Raw genomic sequence first — 24612 nt, forward strand, 5'->3', positions numbered from 1 at the left:
TTGCCAGAAGGCGCGACGCGAGTGATGACACAACCGGGCAGACTGTTGGCAGCTTACGCCTGTTTCTTCGCCGCGGTGGACGGTAAAAAACCTTCCAGCACAATCAGCGCCGCACCGATACAGATTGCGGTATCAGCAAGGTTAAAGGTAGCAAAATGCCAGTCGCCCACATAGAAATCGATCATATCGACGACAAAACCATGCCACAAACGATCAAACAGGTTACCCAACGCGCCACCAATGATCAGCGCATAGGCAATATTGTTCAGTTTTTGTGACGCCCTGGCGCGGTACATCAGCACCGTCAGCACCACGCAGATACCTAATGCGATACCGGCGAAGAACCAACGCTGCCAGCCACCGCTGTCCGCCAGAAAACTGAATGCTGCGCCATAGTTACGCGCATAGTGCAGATTGAGCGACGGGAACAGTGATACCGTCTCCCCCAGAGCGAAGTTCTGGAGGATCAGGTATTTGCTGCCCAGATCGATAATCAGCACGACTACAACCAGCCACAGCCAGCGTAGTCCCGTTGAACAGATCGGTTTACTCATCAGGCGAACTTACGTTTTTCGCCGTCACCGGCGACATTGCTTACACAGCGTCCGCAGATATCTGCGTGTTCCGCCACCTGACCGATATCGGTAGTGTAATGCCAGCAACGCGGGCACTTCTCTCCGTCGGCTTTGCTTAACGCCACCTTCAGCCCTTTGAGCACATCGCTCTGCCAGGCCTCGGCGGAAGCCGCTGCATAATCCGCAACTTTCGCACCGGAGGTCAACAGGACAAATCGCAATTCATCGCCCAGCGCGGTCAGCTTCGCCGCCAGCTCCGCTTCGGCAAACAACGTGACCGATGCTTCCAGCGAACCACCGACTTTTTTGTCAGCACGCGCCTGTTCAATCACCTTGTTCACTTCGCCACGCACTTTCAACAGCGTGTCCCAGAAGGCATCGTTCATGGCTTCGGTTTCAGCCAGACCGAACAGGCCTTCGTACCATTCGCCGGTGAAGACATACTTCTCGCGATCGCCTGGCAAATAACCCCAGATTTCATCAGCGGTGAAGGACATGATCGGCGCCATCCAGCGCACCAGCGCTTCACAGATATGCCAAAGCGCGGTCTGGCAGCTGCGACGTGCCACGCTGTCTGCTTTGGCGGTGTACTGGCGATCTTTAATGATATCGAGATAAAACGATCCCATTTCGATCGAGCAAAAACGCATCAGACGCTGCACCACTTCGTGGAAATCATAGGATTCATAAGCTTTGATGATATCTTCCTGGGCCGCTTGCGCGCAGCCTACCGCCCAGCGATCCAGAACCACCATCTCTTCCGGTTGCACTTTATCGGTTGCCGGATCGAAACCATTCAGGTTCGCCAGCAGGAAACGTGCGGTGTTACGGATACGACGATAGCTGTCAGCAGCACGCTTCAGGATCTCATCGGATACAGCCATCTCGCCGGTGTAGTCGGTGGAAGCTACCCACAGACGCAGAATGTCCGCGCCCAGTTTGTTCATCACATCCTGCGGCGATACGGTGTTACCGATGGATTTGGACATCTTGCGGCCCTGACCATCCACGGTAAAGCCGTGCGTCAGTACCTGACGGTAAGGCGCTTTGCCCTTCATCGCTGTTGAGATCATCAGCGAGGACATAAACCAGCCGCGATGCTGATCCGACCCTTCGAGATACATATCTGCTGCATGCCCGGAAAATTCCGGACGCACATCAACCACCGATGCGTGGGTTGACCCAGAGTCAAACCAGACGTCCAGCGTGTCCGGCACTTTCACGTAGTTATCTGCGTCGTCACCCATGATGTCGCGTGGGTCAAGATCCCACCACGCCTGGATGCCATCAATTTCAACACGCTTAGCTACGGCTTCGATCAACTCTTCGGTACGCGGATGCAACTCTTCGGTGTCTTTATGCACGAACAGCGACATCGGCACGCCCCAGGTACGCTGACGAGATATACACCAGTCCGGACGGTTAGCGACCATAGATTCAATTCGCGCCTGACCCCAATCCGGGATCCACTGCACGCCTTTGATCTCTTTCAGCGACTGCGCGCGCAGACCTTTCTGATCCATGCTGACAAACCACTGCGGGGTCGCACGGAAAATGATCGGCGACTTGTGACGCCAGCAGCACGGATAGCTATGCTGCATTTTCTCAACGTGCAGCAGCGCCCCGCTCTCACGCAGCATATTGACGATAATGTCATTGGCTTTGAAAACGTTGACACCATCAAGCGTCGGGTAGGTTCCCGGCAGGTATGCGCCATCCGGGCCAACCGGGTTCGCAATTTCCAGACCGTATTTCAGGCTGATGGTGTAGTCGTCCGGACCATGGCCGCCAGCGGTATGCACCGCCCCTGTACCTGCATCCAGCGTAACGTGATCGCCAAGGATTGCCGGCACGTCAAAGTCGAGGAACGGATGTTTAAAACGCATCAGTTCAAGTTCTGCACCTTTCACGGTCCCCAGCACGCTGTAGTCAGCCGCGCCAATGCGTTTTGCCACGCTGTCGGCCAGATCCTTCGCCAGAATCAGCGCCTGACCGTCGATCTGCACCAGCGCATAGTCAAACTCAGGCGAGAGGGAGATGGCACGGTTAGCAGGTAACGTCCACGGTGTGGTGGTCCAGATAACCAGTGAAACCGGGCCATTTACTGACGTGACGCCGAATTTGGCTTTTACCGCGTCCTGATCGACCGCGTGAAACGCCACATCAATGGACGGGGACGTTTTGTCGTAGTACTCCACTTCGGCTTCGGCCAGGGCGGAACGGCAATCAACGCACCAGTGCACCGGCTTGGCACCTTTGTGCAGGTGACCGTTACCGATGATTTTGCCCAGCGCGCGAATAATGTTGGCTTCGGTTTTGAAGTCCATGGTCAGGTAAGGATGCGACCAATCACCCAGGACGCCCAGGCGGATAAAGTCGGCACGCTGACCGTCAACCTGTGTGGCCGCATATTCGCGGCATTTGGCACGAAACTCGGCGGCGGTGAATTTCTCACCCGGCTTACCGTATTCCTGCTCCACTTTCAGCTCGATCGGCAGACCGTGACAGTCCCAGCCCGGAACATAAGGCGAGTCATAGCCTGCGAGTCCTTTGGACTTCACAATAATGTCTTTCAGAATCTTGTTAACCGAGTGACCAATATGAATGCTGCCATTCGCATATGGAGGGCCATCATGCAGAATGAAGGTTTTTTTGCCTTTTTTCGCCGCGCGGATGATGCCGTACAGGTCATCATCAGTCCAACGCGCCAGCATTCCCGGTTCGCGCTTGGCGAGATCGCCACGCATCGGGAACCCTGTTTCCGGCAAATTCAGGGTAGATTTATAGTCACTCATCAGATTCTCGGTTCCGTATTTCGGTTTGATTAATACCACCAGGCCTTAAGAAGCCGGTTTAGATAGCCCAAAAAATTCGCGGGCCGCTACCTCATCTCGGGCGATTTGCGCCTTCAGTTCATCAAGGGAAGCAAATCGCTGCTCGTTGCGTATTTTTTTACGCAGTATGACATCTATATGGCGCCCATAAAGGTCCATTACAACGTCCAGCACATGCACTTCCAGTTGCTGACGCACACCAGCGACCGTCGGGCGAGTACCAATATTGGCCACGCCGGGTAAAACACTATCGCCCAGTCCAGCCACTTCTACCGCATACACCCCTTTAACCGGGGAGACCTGACGACGCAGCGGTAAATTCGCCGTCGGGAAACCTATCGTGCGCCCCAGTTCATCTCCGTGCACAACGCGCCCGGAAATGCTAAAGGGGTGACCGAGTAAATTTTCAGCCAGTGAAAGATCATCGTTAGCCAGCGCCTGACGTACCGCAGTGCTGCTGACGCGTGCGCCACCTTCACAGAACGTTTGCGTACTGATTACATCAAAGCCGTACTTTTCACCGGCCTTCTGTAATAACAAGAAATCCCCCTGGCGACCAGCGCCAAAGCGGAAATCGTCACCCACTGCAAGAAATTTCACACCGAGACGATCAACCAGCAAGTCGCTGACGAAGGTTTGTGCGGTCAATGCTGCAAAACGGCGATCGAAGCGTAAGCACAACACGTAATCCACGCCGCATTCAGCCAGCCAGCGCAGTTTCTCCCGGAGACGAGTCAGCCGCGCGGGCGCTTTTTCCCCGGCAAACAACTCCAGCGGTTGTGGCTCGAAAATCATGACCACGACTGGCAACCCGCGAGCACGGCCCTCTTCTCTAAGCCCTTGTAATAACGCCTGATGGCCACGATGCACGCCATCAAAATTACCAATAGTCAGCACACACCCTTGCGGTGCCTGGCTGAGATTATGTATGCCGCGTATCAGCTTCATGTCTGGCTCAAAACAGTGAAAATCGTCGGATTATACCTTGTACAGCGGGCAACGTTAACCGACGATTGCCTTTACAAGGCAGAAAGGAGAAGGATTTCATCAGGCTGTATCCCTTCGCCAGGAAAATCTGGCGCTGAGAGCGATTTTTCTGGTGGAAAAGCTGTATTCGTGGCACGCAAGCTGTTAGAATCCTGCGCCATCACTACGTAACGTAGCGTCGTGCATTAACGGCGCTTATTTGCACAAATCCATTGACAAAAGAAGGCTAAAAGGGCATATTCCCCGGCCTTTGAATTGTCCATATAGATCATATTTGGGAGTTGGACCTTGGCTAATATCAAATCAGCTAAGAAGCGCGCCGTTCAGTCTGAAAAGGCTCGCAAGCACAATGCTAGCCGTCGCTCAATGATGCGTACTTTCATCAAGAAAGTATACGCAGCTATTGAAGCTGGCGACAAAGCCGCTGCGCAGAATGCATTTAATGAAATGCAACCGATCGTGGATCGTCAGGCCGCTAAAGGTCTGATCCACAAAAACAAAGCAGCGCGTCATAAAGCTAACCTGACCGCGCAGATCAGCAAACTGGCTTAATCGCTCGCTTGCTCGCTTTGTGAAAAAACCCGCCTCTGGCGGGTTTTTTTATTTCTGAGGCAGCGAAAAGAGACCTGAATAATCGCGATTGCAGATACGCTGTACCGCCGGATGCTGGATCATGCGCTCGGCAAAAATTGCGTGATACTCCTCCATCACGTTATCGACCCGCCCTATTTCTACCATGCGCTCGTCGGCAAAAAAATCGTGAGCATATAACGTCGGTGCAACAAAAATCGCGTTATGCGCCGCACCGAACGCTTTCATCAATGCGGCATCGTCAAATTCGCCGAGGATCTCAACCTGCAAGCCCTGAACGTTAAACCAGTTCTGCAGCTTACGGCCGAGCATTGAACGTCGACCGGGAACGAGCAAACGGCGCTCCTCCAGGCAGGCAGGAAATGGCGAACGCGGCGGCGGACTGGTGCACCAAAAGCTTACACTGCACTCACCTATTTTCACCGAGAACAGTCCCTCCTGTTGCGTCGAATCAATGGGGCAGTCGGAGATAATCATGTCCAGCTTGTGCTGACTGAGTTGTTCCAGCAACAGTTCATGAGTGGACTCAAAACAGCGCAAATGGATCTGCTCGCCCTCCAGCACTGCTGCGTCCAGTACACCACTCACCAACCGCTTAGAGAGCGCATCGGCGATGCCGACATCAAACAACAAGTTTGCTTCTTTGCGGTAGTTAATGATGTCCAGCATCTCCTGGCTAAGCGTGAACATTTTGTCCGCATAGCGAAACACCAGTTCGCCCAGCTCTGTGGGTTCCAGCCCTCTGCCTTTACGTTTAAACAGTTTGCCCTGCAGCCGATCTTCCAATGCTTTGATTTGGCCAGTAACGGTTTGCGGCGTCAGCCAGAGCGCCTCCGCCGCGCCAACGACGGAGCCTTCACGATAAACATGCCAAAAATAATACAAGTGATTGTAATTAATGTAAGACATTGGCTCTGCTCCCTAACGACGCCGACGATCAGGCGCGGGCAACACGCGTACGCAGTAAACAATAACCGAGCACTGCCGAGATGATTGAACCGGTGAGGATACCCAGCTTACTCCAGGCAACCATCTCTGCATGTGCGTCACCGAAGGCCAGTGAAGAGATAAAAATCGACATCGTAAAACCGATACCGCACAGCACACCCACGGCCATGATTTGTTTAAATACTGCGCCTTGCGGCAATTTCGCCAGTTTTGCCCGCAGCGCCAGCCAGCAGAAAAGAGAGATACCGAGCGGCTTACCAATCACCAGACCAGCAATAATGCCCAGTGGCAGCATATCGGCCAGACCGGAGAGCGACATCCCCGTCAACGATACACCGGCATTGGCAAAGGCGAACAGCGGCAGGATCAGCCATGCTACCCACGGATTAATCGCATCCACCAGTTGGTGTAAAGGCGAAACGCCTTTCTCTTCACGCAACGGAACAAAAAAGCCAACGACGACGCCTGCAAGAGTGGCATGAACGCCGGATTTCAGTACCGCCGTCCACAGTACAACACCCACCAACATATAGAGGCCAATACGCCGGACATTCAGTGCATTCATCATAGCCAGCACCACAATAGCCGCAGCCGCCACTCCCAGTGCCATGGTCGAGAGATCGCTGGTATAGAACAGGGCAATAATGATAATCGCCCCCAGGTCATCGATGATAGCCAGCGCCATCAGAAACACTTTCAGCACAGGTGGAACACGGTTTCCCAGCAAGGCAAGTACGCCAAGAGCAAAGGCTATATCGGTGGCTGTCGGAATTGCCCAGCCGTGGCTCACCAGCGGATTATGAAAATTGAACAGCAGAAAGATCAATGCCGGTGCCACCATGCCGCCAAGAGCGGCAATAACCGGGAAAACGGCCTGCTGACGGCTGGCGAGCGTGCCTTCCATCAGTTCATATTTCACTTCCAGGCCAACCATCAGAAAGAAGACTGCCATCAACGCGTCGTTGATCCACAGCAGCATATCTTTTTTGATCTCCAGCGAGCCGACTGTTAACTCAACAGGCGTTTGCAGAAAAGAGCTGTATAAATTCTGCGTGATCCCGAGATTAGCGCAGAGCATCGCCAGCGCAGCGGCAATGATAAGTACAATGCCGCCAGAGGCGTCACTGTTAAAAAAACGGTGCAATAACTTCATTTTATTCTCCCGATCCCTGTAACGTCGTGGCGCCTATCTTACTCTTCACCACTCTTCGCTAAAACCAGATTATAGTTGCTTATATATTCCTTTTTTCCGAGCAATGGGAAAAGATAAAAAAAAGCCCGGCGGATGCCGGGCCTGATGACGACTGAGCGTATTCGCTTATCGCGTCAAATCATCAAAGAATTTTTTCACGCCGTCGAAGAAGCTTTTTGAGCGCGGACTGTTATTTTCACCCGTCGGGCCACCGAAACTGTCCTGTAAATCTTTCAGCAACTGTTTCTGTTTGTCGTTCAGGCCGACTGGCGTTTCAACAACGACACGGCACAACAAGTCACCCTGGGCTCCACCGCGAACAGATTTTACGCCTTTGCCGCGCATGCGGAACAGTTTACCTGTCTGTGTTTCGCTGGGGACTTTCAACTTCACGCGCCCATCCAGGGTCGGCACTTCAATTTCACCGCCGAGCGCAGCCATAGCAAAGTTAATCGGTACTTCGCAGTACAGGTTATTGCCTTCACGCTCGAAAATCGGGTGCTGTTTCACCTGCACCTGAACATACAGATCGCCTGCCGGCGCTCCATGCTCACCTGCTTCGCCTTCACCACTCAGGCGGATACGGTCACCGGTATCGACACCTGCAGGAATTTTAACGGACAAGGTCTTGGATTTTTCAACCCGACCATGCCCATGGCATTTATTGCAGGGATCTTTAATCAATGTACCGCGGCCCTGACAATGAGGACAGGTCTGCTGTACCGCAAAAAAGCCCTGACGCATCTGTACCTGACCTGCGCCGTGGCAGGTTGGACAGGTCTGCGGCTGAGTACCCGGTTTTGCGCCGTTGCCGTGGCACACGTCGCATTCTTCCAGTGTTGGAATGCGGATCTCTTTTGTCACGCCGCGCACAGCTTCTTCCAGCGTCAGGTCCATGTTGTAGCGCAAATCTGCGCCACGGGCCGCGCGTTGACGACCCCGGCCGCCGCCAAAGATATCGCCGAATACATCACCAAAAATATCGCTGAAATCTGCACCGCCGCCAAAACCGCCGCCGCCAAATCCACCGCCACCGCCTTGTTCAAACGCGGCATGGCCATACTGATCGTATGCCGCACGTTTTTGGGCATCGGTCAGGATTTCATACGCTTCTTTGATCTCTTTAAATTTGGCTTCGGCCTCTTTATCGCCCTGATTGCGGTCAGGGTGATATTTCATGGCCAGGCGTTTGTACGCCTTTTTGATTTCACGCTCTTCCGCTGTTTTCGGAACGCCTAAAATCTCGTAATAATCTTGCTTCGCCATCAGTTTATCTGCCCCTTAACATACGAGCACGGGCGTGGAGAGAACCCCGACGCCCGTGCTGGTTATCTACCCTGCATAAGGGCGATTATTTTTTGTCTTTAACTTCTTCGAACTCGGCGTCAACAACATCGTCATCTTTCGCGTTGTTCGCGGAAGCATCAGCACCCGCCTGCTGCTGTGCGTGCTGCTGTTGAGCAATTTCCAGCAGTTTCTGAGAAGCCTGCGCCAGCGCCTGCATTTTCGCTTCGATATCCGCTTTGTCTTCGCCTTTCAGCGCAGTTTCCAGTTCGCTCAGTGCAGCGTCGATAGCCGTTTTGTCTTCTGCTGGCAGCTTGTCGCCCGCCTCTTCAACCTGCTTACGGGTGCTGTGCAGCAGATGGTCGCCCTGGTTACGGGTTTGCACCAGCTCTTCGAACTTACGGTCGGACTCAGCATTCGCTTCAGCTTCGCGAACCATTTTCGCGATTTCTTCTTCGTTCAGACCGGAAGATGCCTTAATGGTGATCTTCTGCTCGCGGTTGGTGTTCTTGTCTTTTGCAGACACATGCAGAATACCGTCGGCATCGATGTCGAAGGTTACTTCAATCTGCGGCATACCACGTGGGGACGGGTTAATGCCATCCAGATTGAACTGGCCCAGCGATTTGTTATCAGATGCACGTTTACGCTCGCCCTGCAGCACATGGATAGTTACCGCAGACTGGTTGTCTTCCGCAGTAGAGAACACCTGGCTGTGTTTGGTCGGGATGGTGGTGTTTTTGTTGATCAGCGCAGTCATCACGCCGCCCATGGTTTCGATACCCAGCGATAGCGGGGTAACGTCCAGCAGCAGAACGTCTTTCACTTCACCAGTCAGAACACCGCCCTGAACCGCAGCACCAATAGCAACGGCTTCGTCCGGGTTCACGTCTTTACGCGGTTCTTTACCAAAGAACTCAGCAACTTTTTTCTGCACCATCGGCATACGAGTCTGACCACCGACCAGGATCACGTCCTGAATATCGGAAACAGACAGGCCCGCATCCTGCAGCGCAACTTTCAGCGGCTCGATGGAACGGTTAACCAGGTCTTCTACCAAGCTTTCCAGTTTCGCACGGGTCACTTTAATGTTCATGTGTTTCGGACCGGTCGCGTCTGCAGTGATGTACGGCAGGTTAACGTCGGTCTGCTGTGCAGAAGAGAGTTCGATTTTCGCTTTTTCTGCGGCTTCTTTCAGACGCTGCATTGCCAGCGGATCGTTGCGCAGATCGATGCCCTGATCTTTCTTGAACTCTTCTACCAGATAGTTAATCAGACGGCTGTCGAAGTCTTCGCCACCCAGGTGGGTATCACCGTTGGTTGCCAGAACTTCGAAGGTTTTCTCGCCTTCAACTTCATCAATTTCGATGATAGAGATATCGAACGTACCACCACCCAGGTCATATACTGCGATGGTGCGGTTGCCGGTTTCTTTATCCAGACCGTAAGCCAGCGCTGCCGCTGTCGGTTCGTTGATAATACGTTTGACTTCCAGGCCCGCGATACGGCCGGCATCTTTGGTTGCCTGACGCTGCGCATCGTTGAAGTAAGCCGGAACGGTAATAACTGCTTCAGTTACCGGTTCACCCAGGTAATCTTCCGCGGTTTTTTTCATTTTTTTCAGGACTTCAGCAGAGATCTGCGGCGGCGCCATTTTGGTGCCTTTTACGTCGATCCATGCATCGCCATTATCAGCCGCGATGATTTTGTACGGCATGATGGATTCATCACGCTGAACTTCTTCGTCCTGGAAGCGACGGCCAATCAGGCGTTTGATCGCAAACAGTGTGTTTTGCGGGTTCGTCACTGCCTGACGTTTAGCCGGCTGACCCACCAGAGTTTCGCCATCCTGAGTGTAAGCAATGATAGAAGGCGTAGTGCGATCGCCCTCTGCGTTCTCCAGCACACGTGCCTGAGTGCCATCCATAATCGCTACACAAGAGTTGGTAGTACCCAGGTCGATACCAATAATTTTACCCATCTAAACGTCTCCACTAAAAATTCGGTCAACATGTGGTTGTGAATCTGTAATAAGGGCGAAACGTGCGGTTTCAACTGCCCCATATCGTTTTTTTTCAGACTCACATACTGCGGTTGACTACAAGATGGGGTCGCAACCCAACTCATCAAGGGGGAAGGATAAAAAATTTTTTAATTTACACCTGTTCAGATCATAGACAGGCTCTCTGGCGCTCATTATGATGCCGCGCCCCGCCACCCTAATATGGCGTGGGCACCTCTTATTTCACCATTCAATATTGATTTATTTTGAGGAATTATGGGCAACACTAAGTTGGCTAATCCGGCTCCGCTGGGCTTAATGGGCTTTGGCATGACCACTATTCTGCTTAACCTGCACAATATTGGCATGTTCCCATTAGATGGCATCATCCTGGCGATGGGCATTTTCTATGGTGGTATTGCACAAATTTTCGCTGGCCTTCTTGAATTCAAAAAAGGCAACACCTTTGGTTTAACCGCGTTTACCTCCTATGGTTCTTTCTGGTTAACGCTGGTGGCTATTCTGTTGCTCCCGAAAATGGGTCTGGCGGATGCGGCTAACGGCCATTTCCTGGGCGTTTACCTGGGCATCTGGGGCGTATTCACGCTGTTTATGTTCTTTGGCACTCTGAAAGGCGCACGTGTTCTGCAGTTCGTCTTCCTGAGCCTGACTGTGCTGTTCGCACTGCTGGCGATCGGGCACCTCACAGATAACGAAAGCATCGTTCACGTTGCAGGCTGGATTGGCCTGGTATGTGGTGCCAGCGCTATTTATCTGGCAATGGGCGAAGTGCTGAACGAACAGTTCGAACGCACTGTCCTGCCGATCGGTGAAACGCACTGATCGCGGTTCAAACGATGAAACAAAAACGGAGCCAGAGGCTCCGTTTTTTTATGGCTATTGTAACGCGCGTTCTGCCACAGGATCTGAATGACAGATATCCTGTCGTAACCAGATCCCCAGCGCCAGCCCTATTAAGGAAAGAGCCAGCACATACCACGCGGGAGCCATCGGCGAGACGCCCATCAGCATAGTAACCGCAATCGGTGTCAGTCCCCCAAAAATGGCATAAGAAACATTGTATGAAAATGAAATGCCCGTAAAGCGAACTTCCGCCGGGAAAGCCCTTACCATGACGAACGGCACCGCCCCCACAACACCAACACATAACCCTACCAGACCATAGAGCAGGAACAACTGCTCAGGATGAGCGCCTACCTGATGGTAGAAAAGCCAACTGGAGCAAGCGAGCAGAATGCTGCCAATAATAAAAGTACGGCTTGCGCCCAAACGATCCACTAGCAACCCAGCGGCAAGACACCCCAGGCACAGCATAACAGTGGCAATGCTGTTAGCCTGCAGTGTCAAGGCAGGCGCAAAACCATACTGTTTTTGCAGCCACACCGGCGACATCAGGATCACCACAACAATGCCGGCAGAAAGGAGCCAGGTCAGCAGCATAGAAATCACAACGGCTTTTTTATGCTTAAGTACAACCGATTTTACCGGTAGCTCCTGCGCCAGCGCTTTGCGCTGTTGCATCTCAAGAAAGATGGGGGTTTCCTGCAACCAGCGACGCAGATACATCGCGACCAGCCCGAACACGCCGCCAAGCAAGAAAGGCATACGCCAGCCGCCATCATGTATCGCCTGTGGCGTCATACTGGTATTTACCAGCGTGGCCACAACCGAACCAAGCAGAATACCAACTGTCAGACCTGCAGTCAGCGTTCCACAGGCAATCCCGATACGCCGTGCCGGAACATGTTCGGCCACAAAGACCCAGGCGCCAGGCACTTCTCCGCCAATTGCCGCACCCTGCAGTACGCGCATCAGCAACAGTAATAAGGGCGCGATAATGCCCACTGAGGCATAAGTCGGTAACAATCCTATTGCCAGCGTCGGCAGTGCCATCAACAAGATGCTCAGAGTAAACATCTTTTTGCGCCCGACCAGATCACCGAAGTGCGCCATCACAATGCCCCCCAGCGGGCGCGCCAGATAACCAGCGGCAAAAATGCCGAAGGTCTGCACCTGACGCAACCACTCAGGAATATCTGCCGGGAAGAAGAGTTCGCCGACTACGGCGGCAAAGAAGACGAAAATAATGAAGTCGTAAAACTCCAGCGCCCCCCCCAGGGCGGCAAGGGTCAGAGTTTTGTAATCCTGCTTGTTCAGAGGGCGTGTGTAATTTGACATAGCTAACCGTTTGTAAAGAGGAGTGCGTAATTTATTTGCTACGCATTATGTAAACTAAAAATTACTATACCGTAAATAAATCAGCACTCCAGTATCGGCCACGCTTATGTCATAAAAGAAAGCTATTTAGGATAATGTTTCGCGCCTGGCACTTTTTGGCCGAAAAGATGCTACAACTGTGGGATCGGTTTCGACGTAAGGGCCATCAAGAAGCTGTAAACAATAAGGTACACTGGCAAAAATACCAGGAACCGTCACATCACCATTGCCTTCTTTAACCCCCTCCAGCGTCTCTTTGATAGACTTTGGCTGCCCTGGCAGATTCAGGATGAGCGCCTGTTTACGGATCACGCCCACCTGACGAGACAAAATCGCAGTGGGCACAAAATGAAGGCTAATTTGTCGCATCTGTTCACCAAAGCCCGGCATTTCACGATCGGCAATTGCCAGCGTCGCATCCGGCGTGACATCCCGGCGCGCCGGTCCGGTGCCACCCGTGGTCAACACCAGATGGCAGCTCATTTCGTCCACCAGCTCACACAGGGTTTGTTCAATGATGCTTTGCTCGTCGGGGATCAGACGGGTTTCAATGTGAAAAGGCGTGGTCAGTGCGCCCGCCAGCCACTCCTCGAGTGCCGGGATGCCTTTATCCTGATAAACGCCGCTGGAGGCGCGATCGGAAACAGAAACCAAACCAATGCGTAGTGTGTCCATATTCATTCCGTTTCAAAAATCGTGATAAACGAAATGATACACGTTGAGGGGAGAGTCAAACAGAGCACAGCGAGGTAAAGCGTGACCGGGAGCCCGGCCACGCCTGAGGATTACAGCAGATCGCCGACCATTTTTTCCAGTTTTTCCTGGTCAACGGCAAACTTACGGATACCGTCCGCCAGTTTGTCTACCGCCATCGGATCCTGATTATGCTGCCACAGGAATTCCGCTTCGGTAATGCGCTCCGGGCGGGCTTTCACTTCGCCGGTATACGCCAGTTTGCGCTCAAGCGCGCCGGCGCTTTCAGACAGCTCTTTCAGCAGTGCCGGAGCAATGGTCAGACGGTCGCAGCCAGCCAGCTCAACGATTTCGCCGGTATTACGGAAGCTTGCGCCCATGACCACTGTTTCATAGCCATGCTGTTTGTAGTACTGGTAGATTTCGGTAACAGAAACCACGCCCGGATCTTCTGCTGGCGCGTACTCTTTCTTGTCGGTATTCGCTTTGTACCAGTCGAGAATACGACCAACAAACGGAGAAATCAGGAACACACCCGCTTCGGCGCACGCACGCGCCTGCGCAAAGGAGAACAGCAGCGTCAGGTTACAGTTGATGCCTTCTTTTTCCAGCTGTTCAGCGGCGCGAATGCCCTGCCAGGTCGAGGCCAGTTTGATCAGGATACGATCGTTGCTGATGCCAGCATCGTTATACATTTTGATCAGACGTTTCGCTTTTGCGATAGAGGCTTCGGTATCGTAAGAGAGGCGCGCATCAACCTCAGTAGAAATACGGCCAGGGATCAGCTTCAGGATTTCCAGACCAATATTCACCGCCAGCTTATCCGTTGCGTCAACCACCTGCTGAGCGCGATCGCTGCTCTGGCTACGCGCCCACGCGACTGCGTCATCAATCAGTTTGCGGTATTCAGGGATTTGGGCAGCGCCAAGGATCAAAGAAGGGTTGGTTGTTGCGTCCTGCGGCTGGTACAGCTTCATTGCCGCGATGTCTCCAGTATCAGCCACGACTGTTGTGTACTGACGCAGGGAGGTCAATTTATCCGTCATGATAATGTTTCTCTTTAAACGATACCCTGAATAAATCACATTCAGACCAGCTGGACGTTCGTTATACGAAGAGTCGCAAACACAGCCAGCGCACCTGAACGAGAAGTATGACGAGTATACTAGTTAGGGGATGTAACCGGTCTGCCAAGATGATAACACGACGCACTGCCAGCGCAACCGCAGACAATGCTGCGAAAATTGTATGGTAAACTCCATGGATGCATAGCCTGCAAAGTAATCTACACTCACCGAATGCCTCGCCATGGCCCTGACAACTGGCATCAACAAGAGGGACGTTAATGCCACAATTCTTCTCATTTATCAGTGAAATACTGTGGGGTTCATTGATGGTGTACCTGCTGGCGGCGGCAGGTATCTGGTTTGCGGTGCGCAGCCTGTTCATCCCTTTTCGTTTTATTACCGACTTTGGTAAAAGTCTGAAAAGTAGTCGCGCTCCGTTACGAGGCACACTTTCTTCTTATCAGGCCTTATGCCTGAGCCTTGCGACGCGCCTGGGGAACGGTAATCTGGCAGGTGTAGCATTTGCCCTCACGACCGGCGGGCCCGGCGCGATTTTTTGGATGTGGGTTTCCGCCCTGATTTGTATGGCGACCAGTTTTGCTGAATGCTCGCTGGCGCAGCTCTACAAAGAGCGCGATGCCAGCCACCAACTGCGCGGCGGGCCAGCATGGTATATGGAGCGAGGGCTGGGGATGCGCTGGATGGGCGTATTGTTCTCTGTCTTCCTGCTTATAAATTATGGACTGGTGTTTAACACCATTCAGTCCAGCGCTGTCGCTCGTGCCATGCATTATGCCTGGCATGTGCCGGGCCTTATCACTGGTTTACTGTTAGCCACCTTCGCTTTCTTTTTTATTGTGAAAGGGCTTAAAAGTGTCACCCGCCTGATGCAATGGATCGTCCCCGTGATGGCCTGTGCGTGGATCCTGGTGAGCTTTGGCGTCAGCCTGTGGCACGCCAATTTGTTACCGGGAGTCTTTACTACGATTATAAAAAGTGCGTTTGGCTGGCAGGAAGCAGCAACAGGAACAATGGCATACAGCCTGAGCCAGGCGGTGACCAGCGGTTTTCAGCGTAGCATGTTCGCCAACGAAGCAGGAATGGGATCATCACCGAATGCAGCCGCTACGGCCGCCTCCTGGCCACCGCACCCAGTGGCGCAGGGCATTGTGCAAATGATTGGCGTACTGACGGATACCTTTCTTGTCTGTACCGCCAGCGCGCTGGTGTTATTGCTGGCAGGCGCCGCGTCAACAAGCGATACCTATGGTGGCATTCTGCTGATGCAGCAAGCCATGGTGGCGCTGACAGGGGAATGGGGCGCGGGTTTTGTCGCGTTTATTGTGATCCTGTTTGCCTTTACCTCAATTGTGGCAAATTACATTTATGCGGAGAACAACCTGATCTTCCTGCGGCGCAACAGCCCGCGAAATGTATGGCTGTTGCGAATTTGCGTTCTGGCAATGGTGGTGCTGGGTTCCGTGGTGAGCGTTCCGTTGATCTGGCATGTCGCAGATGTAGCGATGGCGCTAATGGCAATGATCAATCTCAGTGCGATCCTGCTACTTTCTCCGGTTGTCCGCCTGTTGGCGCGCGACTATTTGCGCCAGCGTAAGCTGGGTGTGATGCCGGTGTTTGATCCGAAACGTTATCCTGAGATTGAACGGCAACTGGCACCGGGTGCCTGGGATGACATTCCCCGATCGTAACGCTAATCGCAACTATCGATCACGCCTGTTGGTTTTTTTGCTACAGTCAGCGGAAATTTCTCGCACAGCCAGGACTGAGTATGCTGATTATAATTTCACCTGCCAAAACGCTCGATTACCAAAGCCCGCTGGCGACAACGCGTTTCACCCAGCCGGAACTGCTGGACTACTCGCAACAGTTAATTAAAACCGCGCGCAAACTCTCTGCCCCGCAAATCAAAGCATTGATGGGCATCAGCGATAAGCTGGCCGATCTGAATGCCACCCGCTTCCACGACTGGCAGCCAGATTTCACACCAGATAATGCCCGCCAGGCAATTCTGGCGTTTAAAGGCGATGTTTATACCGGCTTGCAGGCAGAAACCTTTAGCGACGCAGATTTTGATTTTGCGCAGCAACATCTGCGAATGCTCTCTGGCCTGTATGGCGTGCTGCGCCCGCTGGATCTTATGCAACCCTATCGTCTGGAGATGGGCATCCGGCTGGAGAACACCAAAGGCAAAGATCTGTATCACTTTTGGGGCGACGTGATCACGGAAAAACTCAATGACGCCATCGCTGAGCAGGGCGACGAGATTGTGGTGAATCTGGCCTCAGATGAGTACTTCCGTGCGGTAAAAACACCAAAACTGAATGCGCAAATCATCAAACCGGTCTTTCTGGACGAAAAAAACGGCAAATTTAAAGTGATCAGTTTCTATGCCAAGAAAGCACGTGGTCTGATGAGCCGTTATATTATTGAACAGCGCCTGACAAAACCGGAGCAATTAACCGGGTTTAACAGCGAGGGGTATTTCTTTGATGAAGAAGCCTCAGCACAAGGCGAAATGGTCTTTAAACGTCACGAGCAATAAACGTGCCCTCCCCCAACGGGAGAGGGCGGTAAAGGTTAGGGGTGGTGACGCCAGTCCTGATCCGGGCCGTCGTGGCGGTCATCGTGATGGTCATGCGGACCATCACGACGATCGTCAAAGTGGCCATGCGGCTGCCAGCGATCTTCCCGCCACTCGTAGTGTTTTTTCCACCAGTCATGATCGCGCCAGCGATCGCCATCCCAGTAATGCCCGCCATTGTCGCGGTCGCCGATTTGCAGTTTCACTGCCGGCACAAGGGTGATTTCTGCCGCCTGAACCGCGAGGGGAGCCACCAACATCATGGAAAGCGCTAACATTACAGGTTTCAACATAGGTTACTCCTTTGCAACATCCTGCCCGTAGTGGGCCGATGTGAGGAGCTTACGCAACGTCACCGGGTGTTGTTATTGGCCGCAATCCTATTCTCTAAGCGCCCGCATTTATTGAATATCTCTGCTTTTTTGCTGCAAAATATCTTCATAATTTCTCCCTGTTTCCCCCGCGCATTCGCAGGGGAAACGAAGAAATTACGCTTTGCTCATCATTAACTTACGCAGCGCAGCAAAATCTGCTGGCAAATTATGCGACAGCAGCGGTAAGTCCGCGCGATCCGCCAGCTCTTTCGGCAGTACCAGCGGTTCACCCAGAATACTTTCTACGCTCTCTTTGAACTTCGCCGGGTGAGCAGTGCCAAGGAACAGGCCATATTCGCCTGGATTCAACTGATCGCGCAGCGCACGGTAAGCCACGGCCGCATGCGGTTCAGATACGTAACCTTTCTCTTTCAGCTCGCGCATGGCGGCTTTGGTGGTTTCGTCATCCACTGCCGCGTAACCCAGTTCGTTCAGGCGCCAGATTTTACGGCGGAATAACTCCTCCACGCGCGGCCAGTTATTGGGCTGGCTGACGTCCATGGCGTTAGAAAGCGTGGCCTGCGTCGCTTTGGGCTTCCATTCGCCTTCCTGCAGGAAACGTGGCACGGTGTCGTTGGTATTGGTAGCGGCGATAAAGCGTTTGATGGGCAGCCCCAGGGATTTTGCCAACAGGCCCGCCGTCAAATCACCAAAGTTGCCGCTCGGTACTGACACCACCAACTGATTGCGCGCCTCTTGCGGCAGCTGCGCCACCGCTTCGAAGTAATAACAAATCTGCGCCAGCAGGCGGCTAATGTTAATGGAGTTAGCCGAGTTCAGCCCCAGCGCCGTTTTGAGTTCTTCATCGTCAAAAGCCTGTTTGACCAGCGCCTGGCAGGCATCAAAGTCGGCATCAATGGCAACCGTTTCGATATTGCCGCCTAGCGTACAGAACAGCTTTTCCTGTAATGGGCTGATTTTGCCCTGCGGGTAGAGGATCACGACGCGTACGTTTTTCATGCCGTAAAACGCATGGGCCACCGCCGCTCCCGTATCACCGGAAGTCGCAGTCAGAATGGTCACCGGTTTATCGCCGCTGATTGCACTCAGCATTTGCGCCATAAAACGGCCGCCAAAATCTTTGAATGCCAGCGTCGGTCCGTGGAACAGTTCCAGGCAGCCTACATCGCTTTCGACAGAGCGTACCGGCGCAGGGAAAGCAAAAGCGGCGCGAACACGCGCTTCCAGAGCATCCTGCGGGATTTCATCACCGATATACGCCGCCAAAATTTTTGCACTACGGGTGACGAAATCCTGCTCCAGCATTTCGTCGATTTCTGTCAGGTTGAACTCCGGCAGATCGTGTGGGAAAAACAACCCCTGATTTTTGCCAAGCCCCTGGGTGACGGCCTGCGCAAAGCTGACCTGCTCATTGTGATCTTTTAAATTATAGAGTTTCATTGGTTATCCCACTACTCGTGCGCCCGCCGTGTCCAGCCGGCAAATATGAACGAAGCCTTCCTGATTTTGCAGATAGTGTTTAGCGAGCCAGTCGGCCACACGCTGCGCGGTATCGGGCTTATCGCACAAGGCGAACAGCGTCGGCCCGGAACCGGAAATACCGCTCGCCACCGCGCCAATATCCGCCACTGCCTGCCGTGCTTCACTAAAGCCTGGCAGCAACTTCATGCGATAAGGCTCGGCAATCACGTCTTTCATTAATTTTGCTGCCAGGCTCGGCTGACGGGTATAACAAGCGTGAATAAAGCCTGCCAGATGGCGCCCGTGAGCAATACAGTCCTGACGACGATACTGAGCAGGCAGAATAGCGCGCGCTTCCGCCGTCGACACTTTGATGCCCGGATAAGCCAGTACCCATAACCACTCATCAAAGCCTGGCACCTGCTGACTGATAATGCCGCTTTCTTCAATCATCAGTTGCATACCGCCGAGGAAACAAGGTGCAACATTGTCGTAATGCACGCTGCCCGAGATTCGCCCTTCCAGCTCGCCCATCAGTGCCAGCATTCGGCTGTCGTTCAGCGGTTTGCCGCAAAACTCGTTCATCGCTACCAGAGCGGCAACCACAGAACAGGCGCTGGACCCCAGACCTGAGCCGATAGGCATGTTTTTTTCCAGGGTCATCGCCACCGGCACCTGTTTACCGATTTCGCGGCAGAACAGTTCCCAGCATTGATAAACAATGTTTTCCTGCGGTTCGCTCGGCAATTTGCTGGCAAAGCGACCCAGATTTTTCAAACTAAAGTGATCTGCCGCCTCGACAGTCACATTGTCACCTAATAACGTACCATCAACTGGCGTCACCGCCGCGCCAAGCACATCAAAACCTACGCTCATATTGGCACTGGAGGCCGGAGCATACACCTTCACCATCTCAGACTCCTAACTTCCATGACAGGGTGCGCAGCAGATCGGCGAACACGCCCGCCGCCGTCACATCATTACCCGCACCGTAACCGCGCAATACCAGCGGCAGCGGTTGATAGTAGTGGCTGTAGAATGCCAACGCATTCTCACCATTTTTAACTTTAAACAGTGGATCGTTACCATCGACCTCGGCGATTTTCACCCGGCAGGTACCGTCTTCTTCAATATTGCCAACATAACGCAGAACCTTACCGGCATCACGGGCTTTTGCCACACGCGCCGAAAACTCGTCGTCAAGCTGCGCCAGGCGAGCCATAAAACTGTCCACATCGCCGGAGTCATCAAAGTGGGTGGGCAAAACCGGTTCAATGACAATATCCGATAACTCAAGCTCACGCCCGGTTTCACGGGCGAGAATCAATAATTTACGCGCGACATCCTGCCCGGAAAGATCATCACGTGGATCCGGTTCGGTATACCCCATCTCACGTGCCACGCGGGTCGCCTCCGAGAGACTCACACCTTCGTCCAGCTTGCCGAAAATAAACGACAACGAACCAGAGAGAATGCCGGAGAAATGCTGCAGTTCGTCACCCGCATTAAGCAGGTTTTGCAGGTTTTCAATGACCGGCAGGCCCGCACCGACGTTGGTATCATAGAGGAATTTACGCCGGGATTTTTCCGCTGCGCGACGCAGTTGGTGGTAGTAATCCATCGACGAGGTGTTGGCTTTTTTGTTCGGTGTCACCACGTGGAAACCTTCACGCAGGAAGTCGGCATACTGGTCGGCCACCGCCTGGTTCGAGGTACAGTCAACGATGACGGGGTTCAGTAAATGGTACTCTTTTACCAGGCGGATCAAACGGCCAAGGTTAAAGGGCTCTTTCGCCGCGTCCAGCTCTTCGCGCCAGTTATCGAGATTCAGACCGTGAACATTGGTCAGCAAGGCCCGGGAATTCGCCACACCGCAAACTCGCAGATCGATATGCTTGTGCTTCAGCCAGCTCTGCTGGCGTTTTAACTGCTCCAGCAGTGCACCGCCAACGCCGCCAACACCAATGACAAATACTTCAATAACCTGGTCGGTGTTAAACAGCATCTGATGGGTCACCCGCACGCCAGTTGTGGCGTCATCATTGCTGACCACAACGGAAATAGAGCGCTCAGACGACCCCTGTGCGATAGCGACAATGTTGATATTCGCCCGCGCCAGCGCAGCAAAGAACTTCGCAGAGATCCCACGTAACGTGCGCATACCGTCGCCAACCACCGAAATAATGGCCAGCCGCTCCATTACAGCAAGCGGCTCCAGCAAGCCCTCTTTCAGTTCGAGATAGAACTCCTCGTTCATTGCGCGCTGCGCACGGACGCAGTCAGACTGCGGGACACAGAAGCTGATGCTGTATTCCGAGGAAGACTGGGTGATCAGCACGACCGAAATCCCGGAACGGGACATCGCCGCAAACACGCGTGCAGCCATGCCGACCATCCCTTTCATTCCCGGCCCGGAAACACTGAACATCGCCATATTGTTCAGGTTTGAAATGCCTTTTACCGGTAAGCCGTCTTCATCTGATGTGGCGCCTATCAGCGTGCCTGGCGCTTGTGGATTTCCGGTGTTTTTAATCAGGCAGGGAATCTGGAACTGAGCGATGGGGGTAATGGTGCGGGGATGGAGAACTTTAGCGCCGAAATAGGAGAGTTCCATGGCCTCCTGGTATGACATCGACTTCAGCAGTCTGGCATCAGGAACTTGCCTTGGGTCACACGTATAAACGCCATCCACATCCGTCCAGATCTCACAACAGTCTGCACGTAAACAGGCTGCCAGCACTGCTGCAGAGTAGTCAGAACCATTACGGCCCAATACCACCAATTCGCCTTTTTCATTACCCGCAGTGAAACCAGCCATAAGCACCATATGATCCTGAGGGATACGGCTTGCAGCAATACGGCGAGTGGACTCGGCAATATCAACGGTCGATTCGAGGTAATGACCAATCGCGAGCAGTTTTTCTACCGGATCGATAACAGTGACCTTGTGACCACGCGCTTCCAGCAGCCCCGCCATAATGGCAATGGAGAGTTTTTCGCCACGACAAATGAGTGCAGCATTGATGCTGTCCGGGCACTGCCCTAACAAGCTAATACCATGCAGAACATGTTTGATCTGCGCAAATTCTTGTTCAACAAAGGCTTTTAACTGTGCGAGGGGGAAACCGGGTTGCGCATCCGCCAGTCCTTGCAGAAGCTCAGCAAAAATACGTTCAGCATCGCTAATATTCGGTATCGCATCCTGACCACTGATCGTTTTTTCGATCATCGCGACCAGATGGTTGGTGATTTTCGCCGGGGCAGAAAGAACGGTCGCTACCTGCCCCTGCCTGGCATTGCTTTCCAGAATGTCGGCAACACGCAGAAACCTTTCCGCATTTGCCACTGATGTACCGCCGAACTTCAACACTCGCATGGTTTTACCCCTTGATCTCTGGTCGAAAAAAAAGCCCGCACTGTTCAGATGCGGGCTTTTTTCTGTGTTTCCTGTACGCGTCAGCCCGCACCGTTACCTGTGGTAATGGTGATGGTTGTAATGGTGATAATCGTGCTGATGCGTGTCATGGATGTTGTGTGCTCTGTCATTATTATCTGTCTGTCCTGTATCCCTATATTGGTTAAAGTATCTGCCGGCTTAAGTCAATTTATTTTTAATTTTGCCCGTTTTTACTTCATTGCCGCACGCGCTGAATGTGAACGGCCAGGCAACGTAATAAGACCAATGGCCAGCCTCCACGCAGTGCCTTCAACCATAAAATAAACTTATAGCAGCAGCTTACTCGGGCAGTTTTTTTTCAATGTCGTGAAGCAATCTGTGCAACATAGCCGTGTCGCGCTGCTCCAGTCGCCCCAGTCGCTGATCCAGCCAGTCGGCCAGTTTGACATCATCTGCAACGTCCAGTTTTTGCAACAGGGCACGTGCACGTAAACGCAGCGCCTGCAGCTGATTATCATCGACAGGTATTACAGCATTGGCCGTTTGTTGCATTAATGATGCTAATTGATAACAGAACACCATTACCGCCTGGCCCAGGTTTAGCGAGGGATAATCCGCTGCCATCGGTACGCCAGTTAAGATATCGGCCAGCGCCAGTTCGTCATTCGTCAGGCCCGAGTCCTCACGGCCAAACACCAGCGCCGCGGTATTTAGCCACGTACTTTTTTCCTGAAGCAACGGCACCAGCTCCGCTGGCGTGGCGTAATAATGGAACTTTGCCCGACTGCGAGCTGTGGTAGCTATCGTAAACGACACATCGGCCAGCGCGTCGGCCAGCGTCGGATAAGTTTTAACATTATCAAGGATATCGCCAGAACCATGCGCTACGCGCCGCGCCGCTTCTTGTAAATGCACGTCGCTGTCGACAATGCGCAAATCGCTAAAGCCCATGGTTTTCATCGCCCGGGCGGCCGCGCCAACATTTTCGGCCCTGGCGGGGGAAACAAGAACAACTGCCAGTTGCATTTTATCTTCTCTGATTGACTTAAAAAGTGAAGCGATATGCCTTTTGTCAGCATATTACGCGTCACGAATTTACAATTATGTAACAGCTATCACTGATTTCAGTCTCGCCAACGGTTAAAAAAAGCTAAACTGTTTCTCAGCAATATTACCTGTTAAGATGTTAACAGAAGGGACTTATCCCTCTGTTTATACATGGCATTTTAATACAATATCCCGCCATAGTGTTGGATTCGCCATGTTTATCAATTACTATTCGCAACCTGTTGGTTTATTGTGGAATTGTAATAAACGCTAGCATTTGGCTATCAGGATTTCACCAAACTGTTAACGTGCTACAATTGAACTTGATATATGTCAACGAAGCGTAGTTTTATTGGGTGTCAATTACGTCTTAGCCTGTTATGTTGCTGTTAAAATGGTTAGGATGACAGCCGTTTTTGACACTGTCGGGTTCAGAGGGAAAGTACCCACGACCAAGCTAATGATGTTGTTGACGTTGATGGAAAGTGCATCAAGAACGCAATACGTACTTTAGTCATGTTACGCCGTCATGTTAATTTTCTACATGCACCAGGCTGGTCAGGGACTTTTGTACTTCCTGTTTCGATTTAGTTGGCAATTTAGGTAGCAAACATGCAGACCCCGCACATTCTTATTGTTGAAGACGAGTTGGTAACACGCAACACGTTAAAAAGCATTTTCGAAGCAGAAGGCTACGATGTCTTTGAAGCGACTGATGGCGCTGAAATGCATCAGATCCTATCTGATAACGATATTAATCTGGTGATCATGGACATCAACCTGCCAGGTAAAAACGGCCTTTTGCTGGCGCGTGAATTACGCGAACAGGCAAATGTGGCGCTGATGTTCCTGACGGGTCGTGATAATGAAGTCGATAAGATTCTGGGCCTCGAAATTGGCGCCGACGACTACATCACCAAACCGTTTAACCCACGCGAACTGACTATCCGCGCGCGCAATCTGCTGTCTCGTACCATGAATCTGGGTACCATCAGTGAAGAACGCCGCAGCGTCGACAGCTATAAATTCAATGGCTGGGAACTGGATATCAACAGCCGTTCGCTGGTCAGTCCGAACGGTGAGCAGTACAAGCTGCCGCGTAGCGAATTCCGCGCGATGCTGCACTTCTGCGAAAACCCGGGCAAAATTCAGTCGCGTGCTGAGCTGCTGAAAAAAATGACCGGTCGCGAGCTGAAGCCGCACGACCGTACTGTGGATGTCACTATCCGTCGCATTCGCAAACATTTTGAGTCCACCCCGGACACGCCGGAAATCATCGCCACTATTCATGGCGAAGGTTACCGTTTCTGCGGCGACCTGCAGGAATAAGCGAACAAACCTGAAAAAGCGGCGCTGAGC

Annotated in this window: 21 protein-coding genes, 2 pseudogenes and 1 other annotated feature; of the genes and pseudogenes, 5 read left to right on the plus strand and 18 right to left on the minus strand. The window is 52.6% G+C overall.

The window, feature by feature from the left end; translation table 11 throughout:
• Positions 1-53 precede the first annotated feature (53 nt).
• The 4 genes and pseudogenes from lspA to ACUY4S_RS19580 form a co-directional block, all read right to left on the minus strand.
• Positions 54-554: a signal peptidase II gene (lspA, locus tag ACUY4S_RS19565; RefSeq protein ID WP_312687174.1), complete on the minus strand. Its 501-nt coding sequence runs from the start codon at positions 552-554 to the stop codon at positions 54-56.
• On the minus strand, positions 554-3370 hold the full coding sequence (gene ileS, locus ACUY4S_RS19570; protein WP_312687173.1) for an isoleucine--tRNA ligase: 2817 nt from the start codon (positions 3368-3370) through the stop codon (positions 554-556). Before ileS ends, lspA begins: the two co-directional genes overlap by 1 nt.
• Positions 3371-3415: 45 nt before the next feature.
• A complete protein-coding gene (gene ribF / locus ACUY4S_RS19575; RefSeq protein ID WP_312687172.1) occupies positions 3416-4357 on the minus strand; it encodes a bifunctional riboflavin kinase/FAD synthetase in 942 nt (313 codons plus the stop codon).
• Between the two features lie 7 nt (positions 4358-4364).
• A pseudogene (locus ACUY4S_RS19580) lies at positions 4365-4582 on the minus strand (DUF2575 domain-containing protein).
• Positions 4583-4684: 102 nt separating this feature from the next.
• On the opposite strand from ACUY4S_RS19580, the gene rpsT reads away from it, so the two are divergent.
• Positions 4685-4948, plus strand: coding sequence for a 30S ribosomal protein S20 (gene rpsT / locus ACUY4S_RS19585; protein WP_012015991.1), 264 nt, complete (start codon positions 4685-4687; stop codon positions 4946-4948).
• Between the two features lie 48 nt (positions 4949-4996).
• On the opposite strand, the gene nhaR is transcribed toward rpsT, so the two are convergent.
• The 4 genes from nhaR to dnaK form a co-directional block, all read right to left on the minus strand.
• A complete protein-coding gene (nhaR, locus tag ACUY4S_RS19590; protein ID WP_312687170.1) occupies positions 4997-5896 on the minus strand; it encodes a transcriptional activator NhaR in 900 nt (299 codons plus the stop codon).
• A gap of 28 nt (positions 5897-5924) precedes the next feature.
• Positions 5925-7088 carry a Na+/H+ antiporter NhaA gene (gene nhaA, locus ACUY4S_RS19595; RefSeq protein ID WP_458021793.1) on the minus strand — a complete coding sequence of 388 codons (1164 nt, stop codon included), beginning with the start codon at positions 7086-7088 and terminating at the stop codon, positions 5925-5927.
• Between the two features lie 165 nt (positions 7089-7253).
• Positions 7254-8393, minus strand: a complete 1140-nt coding sequence (gene dnaJ / locus ACUY4S_RS19600; RefSeq protein WP_312687165.1) for a molecular chaperone DnaJ — start codon at positions 8391-8393, stop codon at positions 7254-7256.
• A gap of 85 nt (positions 8394-8478) precedes the next feature.
• Entirely contained in the window at positions 8479-10392 is a 1914-nt protein-coding gene (dnaK, locus tag ACUY4S_RS19605) for a molecular chaperone DnaK (protein ID WP_458021792.1), read from the minus strand.
• A gap of 297 nt (positions 10393-10689) precedes the next feature.
• On the opposite strand from dnaK, the gene satP reads away from it, so the two are divergent.
• On the plus strand, positions 10690-11256 hold the full coding sequence (satP, locus tag ACUY4S_RS19610; protein WP_312687161.1) for an acetate uptake transporter: 567 nt from the start codon (positions 10690-10692) through the stop codon (positions 11254-11256).
• Positions 11257-11310: 54 nt separating this feature from the next.
• Here satP and ACUY4S_RS19615 read toward each other — a convergent pair whose 3' ends face one another.
• From ACUY4S_RS19615 to tal, 3 genes are all read right to left on the minus strand, one after another.
• A complete protein-coding gene (locus ACUY4S_RS19615) occupies positions 11311-12612 on the minus strand; it encodes an MFS transporter (protein WP_312687159.1) in 1302 nt (433 codons plus the stop codon).
• Positions 12613-12738: 126 nt separating this feature from the next.
• Complete coding sequence (gene mog / locus ACUY4S_RS19620; protein WP_458021791.1) at positions 12739-13326, minus strand: molybdopterin adenylyltransferase; 588 nt, start codon at positions 13324-13326, stop codon at positions 12739-12741.
• A gap of 110 nt (positions 13327-13436) precedes the next feature.
• A complete protein-coding gene (tal, locus tag ACUY4S_RS19625; RefSeq protein ID WP_312687154.1) occupies positions 13437-14390 on the minus strand; it encodes a transaldolase in 954 nt (317 codons plus the stop codon).
• Between the two features lie 299 nt (positions 14391-14689).
• Between tal and ACUY4S_RS19630 the strand changes: the two genes are divergently transcribed.
• Both ACUY4S_RS19630 and yaaA read left to right on the plus strand, forming a co-directional pair.
• Positions 14690-16120, plus strand: a complete 1431-nt coding sequence (locus ACUY4S_RS19630) for an alanine/glycine:cation symporter family protein (RefSeq protein WP_312687152.1) — start codon at positions 14690-14692, stop codon at positions 16118-16120.
• Positions 16121-16200: 80 nt separating this feature from the next.
• On the plus strand, positions 16201-16974 hold the full coding sequence (yaaA, locus tag ACUY4S_RS19635; protein ID WP_458021790.1) for a peroxide stress protein YaaA: 774 nt from the start codon (positions 16201-16203) through the stop codon (positions 16972-16974).
• A gap of 35 nt (positions 16975-17009) precedes the next feature.
• Here the strand turns inward: yaaA and ACUY4S_RS19640 are convergent, their stop codons facing one another.
• From ACUY4S_RS19640 to yjjY, 7 genes and pseudogenes are all read right to left on the minus strand, one after another.
• A complete protein-coding gene (locus ACUY4S_RS19640) occupies positions 17010-17306 on the minus strand; it encodes a DUF2502 domain-containing protein (protein WP_458021789.1) in 297 nt (98 codons plus the stop codon).
• A 195-nt stretch (positions 17307-17501) separates the two neighbouring features.
• Positions 17502-18788, minus strand: a complete 1287-nt coding sequence (gene thrC / locus ACUY4S_RS19645; protein WP_458021788.1) for a threonine synthase — start codon at positions 18786-18788, stop codon at positions 17502-17504.
• 3 nt (positions 18789-18791) lie between these two features.
• Complete coding sequence (gene thrB / locus ACUY4S_RS19650) at positions 18792-19721, minus strand: homoserine kinase (RefSeq protein WP_312687145.1); 930 nt, start codon at positions 19719-19721, stop codon at positions 18792-18794.
• A gap of 1 nt (position 19722) precedes the next feature.
• On the minus strand, positions 19723-22185 hold the full coding sequence (gene thrA, locus ACUY4S_RS19655) for a bifunctional aspartate kinase/homoserine dehydrogenase I (RefSeq protein WP_312687142.1): 2463 nt from the start codon (positions 22183-22185) through the stop codon (positions 19723-19725).
• A 24-nt stretch (positions 22186-22209) separates the two neighbouring features.
• Positions 22210-22327 (minus strand) — a sequence feature (Thr leader region).
• A complete protein-coding gene (gene thrL, locus ACUY4S_RS19660; RefSeq protein ID WP_134319007.1) occupies positions 22266-22334 on the minus strand; it encodes a thr operon leader peptide in 69 nt (22 codons plus the stop codon). (Overlaps the previous feature by 62 nt.)
• Before the next feature lie 211 nt (positions 22335-22545).
• On the minus strand, positions 22546-23232 hold the full coding sequence (locus ACUY4S_RS19665; RefSeq protein WP_312687140.1) for a tRNA/rRNA methyltransferase: 687 nt from the start codon (positions 23230-23232) through the stop codon (positions 22546-22548).
• A 399-nt stretch (positions 23233-23631) separates the two neighbouring features.
• A pseudogene (gene yjjY / locus ACUY4S_RS19670) lies at positions 23632-23771 on the minus strand (YjjY family protein).
• A 94-nt stretch (positions 23772-23865) separates the two neighbouring features.
• Here yjjY and arcA point away from each other — a divergent pair.
• Positions 23866-24582: a two-component system response regulator ArcA gene (gene arcA, locus ACUY4S_RS19675; RefSeq protein ID WP_312687138.1), complete on the plus strand. Its 717-nt coding sequence runs from the start codon at positions 23866-23868 to the stop codon at positions 24580-24582.
• Positions 24583-24612 lie beyond the last annotated feature (30 nt).

This window comes from Kosakonia beeri, from assembly GCF_054165705.1.